7 protein-coding genes are annotated in these 6,630 nt (G+C 69.8%); all 7 read right to left on the minus strand.

Annotation, left to right across the window (positions count from 1 at the left end; genetic code table 11):
- Positions 1-100: 100 nt before the first annotated feature.
- The gene (gene hypA / locus RMO12_RS10095; protein WP_309624638.1) at positions 101-430 is read right to left on the minus strand and encodes a hydrogenase maturation nickel metallochaperone HypA; all 330 of its coding nucleotides are present in this window, start codon (positions 428-430) and stop codon (positions 101-103) included.
- Between the two features lie 17 nt (positions 431-447).
- Entirely contained in the window at positions 448-1,524 is a 1,077-nt protein-coding gene (gene hypE, locus RMO12_RS10100; protein WP_309639192.1) for a hydrogenase expression/formation protein HypE, read from the minus strand.
- Positions 1,525-1,642: 118 nt separating this feature from the next.
- Positions 1,643-2,788, minus strand: a complete 1,146-nt coding sequence (hypD, locus tag RMO12_RS10105) for a hydrogenase formation protein HypD (RefSeq protein ID WP_309639193.1) — start codon at positions 2,786-2,788, stop codon at positions 1,643-1,645.
- Complete coding sequence (locus RMO12_RS10110) at positions 2,785-3,465, minus strand: SIS domain-containing protein (RefSeq protein ID WP_309625656.1); 681 nt, start codon at positions 3,463-3,465, stop codon at positions 2,785-2,787. Before RMO12_RS10110 ends, hypD begins: the two co-directional genes overlap by 4 nt.
- Positions 3,466-3,483: 18 nt before the next feature.
- Positions 3,484-3,759 carry a HypC/HybG/HupF family hydrogenase formation chaperone gene (locus RMO12_RS10115; protein ID WP_309625655.1) on the minus strand — a complete coding sequence of 92 codons (276 nt, stop codon included), beginning with the start codon at positions 3,757-3,759 and terminating at the stop codon, positions 3,484-3,486.
- Positions 3,735-6,245 (minus strand): carbamoyltransferase HypF, encoded by a 2,511-nt coding sequence (hypF, locus tag RMO12_RS10120; protein WP_309639194.1) that lies wholly within the window; start codon positions 6,243-6,245, stop codon positions 3,735-3,737. The genes RMO12_RS10115 and hypF overlap by 25 nt, the downstream gene beginning before the upstream one ends.
- Positions 6,242-6,630, minus strand: a 389-nt coding sequence (locus tag RMO12_RS10125; protein ID WP_309639195.1) for a hypothetical protein, incomplete at its 5' end; no start/stop codon positions are given. The genes hypF and RMO12_RS10125, both read right to left, overlap by 4 nt.

The raw sequence follows: 6,630 nt of genomic DNA on the forward strand, positions 1-6,630 counted from the left end.
TGCGTCATGGTCGTTTCGCGCAGCATCGTCATCGCGTCGCCGGTCTGGGCATTGGTGAGGACGACTTCATTGCCGTCCGAACAACCGCAGGTCGTACACATCACGCCACCTCCATTTCCTTGACCTTGAGTTCCTCGCCCGCGACGAGCTTCAGGTTCGCACTGCCGCAGCCACAGCGGCCGTAGAGCGCCGCAAGGGCCACCGTGGCGCCGCAGTCGCGGCACAGTGCGCCGCCCGGCACCTCAATGATGTCGAGCGTCGCGCCCTCGAGCGGCGTGCCCTTGGCGCAGATGTCGAAGCAAAAGCGCACCGCCTCGGGCAGCACCGCCGAGAGTTGGCCGATCTCGAGCGTGACGCGTTTGACCGTTGCGCCCTTGGCATGCTCGGTGCAGATCGCGACCACGCTGCGGGTGATGCCGAGTTCGTGCATGGCGGCGCTTTGCGGTTTCAGCAGATGCGCGGCAGCTGCTCGCCCACGAGCATGTCGACGATGCGATCGCCGCCGAAGCCGGTGCGCAGCACGACCATGCCGCGCGGCTCTTCGGCCACCTGGCCGATCACTGCCGAGCCGCGGCCGGCCGGGTGCGCGCGCATCGCCGCCAGCACTCGGGGCGCCGCCTCGGGCGCCACGATCGCCACGAGCTTGCCTTCGTTGGCCAGGTAGAGCGGGTCCAGGCCGAGGATTTCGCAGGCGCCCTTGACGTCTTCGCGCAGCGGCAGCGAGGTCTCGTCGATGCGAATGGCCACCTGCGAACTCTCGGCAAACTCGTTGAGCACCGTCGCCACGCCGCCGCGCGTGGCGTCGCGCAGGCAGTGGATGTCCGGGCAGGCGGCGAGCATCGCGGCGACCAGGCTGTAGAGCGGCTGGCAGTCGCTCGGCACGTCGGACTCCAGGGCCAATTGCGCACGCGCGATCAGGATCGCGGTGCCGTGGTCGCCGAGCGTGCCGTTGACGATCACCACGTCGCCCGGCCGCGCGTTGGCCGCTGAAATGGCCACGCCCCGGGGCACCACGCCGATGCCGGCGGTGTTGATGAAGAGCTTGTCGGCAGCGCCCCGCTCGACCACCTTGGTGTCGCCGGTGACGATGGCCACGCCCGCCTCGGCGGCAACGCGCTTCATGCTCGCCACCACGCGGCGCAAGGTTTCGACCGGCAGCCCCTCCTCGATCACCACGCCGCACGACAGGTAAAGCGGCCGTGCGCCGCTGACCGCGAGGTCGTTGACGGTGCCGGCCACGGCCAAGGTGCCGATGTCGCCGCCGTTGAAGAACAGCGGCGAGACGACGTAGGTGTCGGTGGTGAAAGCGAGCCGGTCGCCGTGCTCGGCCAGGCCGGCCAAGGGCATCACGGCCTGGTCTTCGAGCGGGCTGAGCAGCGGGTTGTCGAAGGCGCCGAGGAACACGTCCTCGATCAGGTTGCGCATCGCCTTGCCGCCGCTGCCGTGGGCCAGGGTGACGTGGGCATCGCGCAGGGTCGCGCGGCGGCGCGGCTCGACGGCGACGGCGCGAGCGCGATCGTTCATGGCTGTGCTCCTGGGCGCTCGCCCTCACTTGCGGTGCGCGTTGCGGCTTGCAAGCCGAAATCGCCGCGCGGGCTCGCCGCATGCGGCTTGAAAGCCGCGCTCACCCCCGCCGTCGCCCTCATGCCGCCACCGCCTTCTTCCTCAAGCCCGAGGTATCGATGCGCCCGTACTGGTAGTAGGCCGCGCAGGCGCCTTCGCTGGACACCATCAGCGAGCCGAGCGGCGTCTCGGGCGTGCAGGCGCTGCCGAATACCTTGCACTGGTGCGGCTTGATGACGCCTTTCAACACCTCGCCGCACTGGCACGATTTGGGGTCGGCGATCTTGAGGTTGGGGATGCTGAATCGGCGCTCGGCATCGAACTCGGCGTAGGCTTCGCGAACGCGCACACCGGAATGGTCGATCGAGCCCAGGCCGCGCCACTCGAAGAATTCGCGCAGCTCGAACACCTCCTGGATGGCGTCGAGCGCGGCCGCGTTACCGGCCTCGGGAACGATGCGCGCGTACTGGTTCTCGACCTCGCAGCGCCCCTCGGCGATCTGCTTCAACACCATCCACATCGACTGCAGCACGTCCAGCGGCTCGAAGCCCGCAATCGTGATCGGCTTGCCGTAGTGCTGCGCAATGAAGTCGAACGGCCGGGTGCCGATCACCATGCTCACGTGCCCCGGGCCGAGAAAGCCGTCGAGCTGCAGGTCGGGCGAATCGAGGATCGCCTTGATGGTCGGGATGATGGTGATGTGGTTGCAGAACAGCGAGAAGTTGCTCAACGCCTCGGCGTGGGCCTGCAGCACCGTCATGGCCGTGCTCGGCATCGTGGTCTCGAAGCCCAGGCCGAAGAAGATGACTTCGCGACTCGGGTTCTCGCGCGCGAGCTTCAGGGCGTCGAGCGGCGAATAGACCATGCGCACGTCGGCGCCTTCGGCCTTGGAATGCAACAGGCTTATCATGGAACCGGGCACGCGCATGGCGTCGACGAAGGTGGTGAAGATCACCTCGGGCCTCTCGGCCAGGGCCACGCAGTCGTCCACCCGCCCCATCGGCAGCACGCACACCGGGCAGCCGGGGCCATGGACGAATTCGACGCTGTCGGGCAGCAGCTGCTGGATGCCATAGCGAAAGATCGAGTGCGTGTGCCCGCCGCACACCTCCATGATCTGCAGCGGGCGCTGTTTGGCGCGCACGATGCCCGCGAGCAGCCCGCGGATTTCGCGCGCCAGGGTCTGCGCCTTGACCGGGTCGCGGAACTCGTCGACGTATTTCATGGCTTGGCCTCCAGCCCGCCGCGTTCGTCGGCCAGCAGCGTGTGCACCAGGTCCCACAGGATGTGATAGATCGCCACGTGCGTTTCCTGCACGCGGTGCACGCTGTCGCTCTCGACGACGAGGCAGTGGTCGAGGTCGACGCTGCGGGCCATGGCGCCGCCGTCGTGCCCCGACAAGCCGAAGGTCGCGACACCCAGGCGCCTGGCAGTCGAGAAGGCGGCCAGCAGGTTGGCCGAATTGCCGCTGGTGGAGACGCCGATCAGTCCGTCGCCGCGGCGCGCCTGCGCGATCAGCGGGCGCACGAAGATGTGGTCGATGCCGACGTCGTTGCCCACCGCCGTGAGCATCGCGGTGTCAGCCACCAGGCTCACCGCCGCAAGCGCCGGGCGGCCGGCGGTGATCGGGTGCCCGAATTCGACCGCGATGTGCGTCGCGTCGCAACTCGAGCCGCCGTTGCCCATGGTGTAGAGGCGACCGCCTTGCTGGTAGACCGCGGCAAGCGCGTGCGCCATCGCGACGACCTTGGCGCCGTTGCGCTCGAAGAAGGCGCGCTTGACCGCCACGCTGTCTTCGGCCTTGAGCCGCACGGCGTCGAGCAAGGCCGCTTCGAGCTTGCCCGCGTCCTGCTTGCCGCCATGCAAGAACGGGTAGAGCGACTGCAAGGCTTCATGTCCCATGACCGCTCCGCATCGTCATCAGGCCGACGCCCGCATCGCTTCGATCTCGGCCTGCGCCTCGCCCAGCTCGGTGAGCAGCGCCAAGGTGCGCGCGGCCTCGTCGGCGTCGATGCGACTCATGGCGAAACCGACATGCACCAACACCCAGTCGCCCAGGCACGCCGCCGCCGGGTGCGCCGCGTCGACGATGCAGGCGATGTTGATCATGCGGCGCACGCCACCGACGGCCACCATCGCCAGCTTGCGCGCCGGGTCGTGTACTTCAACGATCAGTCCGGGGATGCCGAGGCACATGGCGCGCTCTCCTTCATCAGTAGTCGCGCGGCCGCCACCGTGGCCTGGCCGAGCGAGAGGCCGCCGTCGTTGGCGGGGACGCGGGCATGCGTCAGCACGCGCAGCTTCAGGGGTTCGAGCCGCTGCAACACCTGCTCGAGCAGCACGCGGTTCTGGAACACGCCGCCCGATAGCGCCACCGTGGTCAGCGGCTCGCCCTCCTCGCAGCGACGCTGCACCAGCTTGTCGACCATGCGCACGATCGCGATCGCGAGGCCCTTGTGAAAGCGCGCGGCGATCACCGGCACGGGGGTGGCGAGGATCAGGTCGCCGAGCAGCGCCTCCCACATGGCCAGCGGCTCCACATAAGGCAGGCGGCTCGCCTTCAGGCGCGGAATCGCGAACGGGTAGGCGAGTTCGTCGTCTTCGTCGAGCAGGGTGCGGCGATCGACCAGCGCCTCGAACTCGACCGCGGCCTGGCCCTCGTAAAGCGCGTGCTCGCGGCACACTCCGGCGGCCGCCGCGACGGCGTCGAACAACCGTCCGCAGGAACTCGCCAGCGGGCTGTTGACGCCGCCTTCGATCATGCTGTGGAGCAAGGCGTGCGGCTTGGCGGTGAGAAAGCGGTGCAGGTCCAGTTCGGCGTAGTTCATGGTGAAGCGGGCCCAGCCCATTTCGGCCAGCAGATGGGCATAGGTGTTGCGCCAGGGCTCGAACATCGCTTGCTCGCCGCCGGGCATGGCGACCGGCTTGAAGGTGGCCAGGCGCACCGACGCCGTGTAGTTGGCGCACAGGAATTCACCGCCCCACAGGCCGCCGTCGTCGCCGTAGCCGAGCCCGTCGAGCGCCACCCCGAGCACCGGCGGCGCGCCCCGCGGCACGCCGTTCTCGGCCATGCACGCAGCGATATGCGCATGGTGGTGTTGCACGCCCACCAGCGCCAGCGCCTGGCTCGCGGCGAGTTCCTGGCCGAGCTTGGCCGACAGGTACTCGGGGTGCAGGTCGATGGCGACGGCCTGCGGCGTGTGCTCGAACAACTGTCGGTAAGCATCGATCGCCGCTCGGTAGGAGGCGTGAGTCGGCGCGCTCTCCAGGTCGCCGATGTGGTGCGAGAGGATCGCCTGGCCGCGCCCGCCGAAGGACTGCAGCAGGCAAAACGTGTTCTTCAGCTCACCGCCCATTGCCAGCACCGGCGGCGCGGCCTCGAAGCCGGGCGGCAGCGCCAGCGGCGCGGGGGCGAGGCCGCGGGCACGCCGCAGCACGCGCGGCTTGCCGGCGACGACGCGCGCCACCGAGTCGTCGACGCGCCGCGCGATGTCGCGGTCATGGAACACGAAGTAGTCGGCGATGCCGCCGAGGCGCGCGCGGGCCTCGTCGTTGTCGATGCACTGCGGCTCATCAGCGCGGTTGCCGCTGGTGAGCACGATGGGCCGGTCCATGCGGCGCAGCATCAGGTGGTGCAGTGGCGTGTTGGGCAGCATCACGCCGAGCGTGCAGAGGCCCGGTGCGACGCTGCCCGCGAGCGGCGCACCGCCCTGCACTTGCATGATCACGATCGGCGCGGCGGCACTCGTCAGCAGCGCCTCGTCGCCGTCGCTCACGATGCAATGGCGCCGCACCACGCCCAGGTCGCGCGCCATCAGTGCAAACGGCTTGCGCTCGCGGTGCTTGCGTTGGCGCAGCCGCGCCACCGCGTCTTCGTTGCGTGCATCGCAGGCGAGCTGGAAGCCGCCCAGGCCCTTGACGGCGACGATCTGCCCGCGCTGCAGCAGCGAGCACACGGCATCCACCGCATCGAGGGTGGTCAGCGCGTCGACCGCGATGGCTTTGCCGTCGGCCCGCTCGAGCCAGGCGCGCGGCCCGCAGGCGTGGCAGGCGATGGGTTGCGCGTGAAAGCGCCGGTCGGTGGGGTCGCGGTATTCGGCCGCGCAGGCGGCGCACATCGGGAAGCTGCGCATCGTCGTCGCAGCGCGGTCGTAGGGCACCCGCTCGATGATCGACAAACGCGGTCCGCAGTGCGTGCAATTGGTGAACGGGTAGCGAAAGCGCCGCGCGAACGGGTCGAGCACTTCTTGCAGGCACGCGGCGCAGGTGGCGGCGTCGGGCACGACGCCGGTGTGGACCGCCGTGTCGGCCGCGTCGGCCGCAGCGCCCGCATCTCGCGGGCCGATGCTGGCAACGATCTCGAAAGCCGCGCCCGGTGGCAGCGGCCGGGCCGCGACGCGCTCGACCGCGTCGACCCTCGCCAGCGGCGGCGCTTCGGCCGAGAGGGCGTGCGCAAAGGCGTCGACCGCGTCAGCCGCGCCACAGACATGGATGCGCACGCCGTGCGCGTCGTTGGCGACCCAACCACGCAGGCCGTGGCGACGCGCCAGTCGCCAGACGGTCGGGCGAAAGCCGACGCCCTGCACCAGGCCGCGCACACGAATCAACTCGGCGCGCTCGGGGGTGCGCTCGGGGGTGAGGCCGCAGGCGAGTTCGGCGCCGAGTTCTGCCGCGGCATTCATGCGCCGACTCCCGCCGCGAGCCGCCACAGCAGCACGCGGTTGTTGCCCGAATCGGCAACCACCACCTGTTCGCCGCAGGCGGCCACGCCATACGGCCAGCACACGCTGTCGCGTTCGGCCGCCTGCCAGCGGTTGTCGCCCTTCGCACCGAAGTCGGGCTGGGCGGCGAGCGCCCGCGCCGCGGCGCCGGTGCGGCAGTCGTCCGCGTGCCAGCCGATCAGCCGCGAGTTGGCGGTGTCGGCCACGACCAGCCAGTCGCCCGCCGCGCTAAGGCCGTAGGGCATGTTGAGGCTGGCCGCGTTGGGCCAGTACAGCGACTGGTTGTTGTCGACCTTGGCGAAGTCGGCCTGCCCGAGCACGTGGTCGCAGGGCGCGTTGTCGTGCC

This window comes from Methylibium sp., assembly GCF_031393925.1.
In the GTDB taxonomy this organism is placed as follows: domain Bacteria; phylum Pseudomonadota; class Gammaproteobacteria; order Burkholderiales; family Burkholderiaceae_C; genus Methylibium.

Bases quoted from the DNA above. Each gene is read 5' to 3' on its own strand.
- hypA (WP_309624638.1), bottom strand. From the start codon at position 430: ATGCACGAACTCGGCATCACCCGCAGCGTGGTCGCGATCTGCACCGAG.
- hypE (WP_309639192.1), bottom strand. From the start codon at position 1,524: ATGAACGATCGCGCTCGCGCCGTCGCCGTCGAGCCGCGCCGCCGCGCG.
- hypD (WP_309639193.1), bottom strand. From the start codon at position 2,788: ATGAAATACGTCGACGAGTTCCGCGACCCGGTCAAGGCGCAGACCCTG.
- RMO12_RS10110 (WP_309625656.1), bottom strand. From the start codon at position 3,465: ATGGGACATGAAGCCTTGCAGTCGCTCTACCCGTTCTTGCATGGCGGC.
- RMO12_RS10115 (WP_309625655.1), bottom strand. From the start codon at position 3,759: ATGTGCCTCGGCATCCCCGGACTGATCGTTGAAGTACACGACCCGGCG.
- hypF (WP_309639194.1), bottom strand. From the start codon at position 6,245: ATGAATGCCGCGGCAGAACTCGGCGCCGAACTCGCCTGCGGCCTCACC.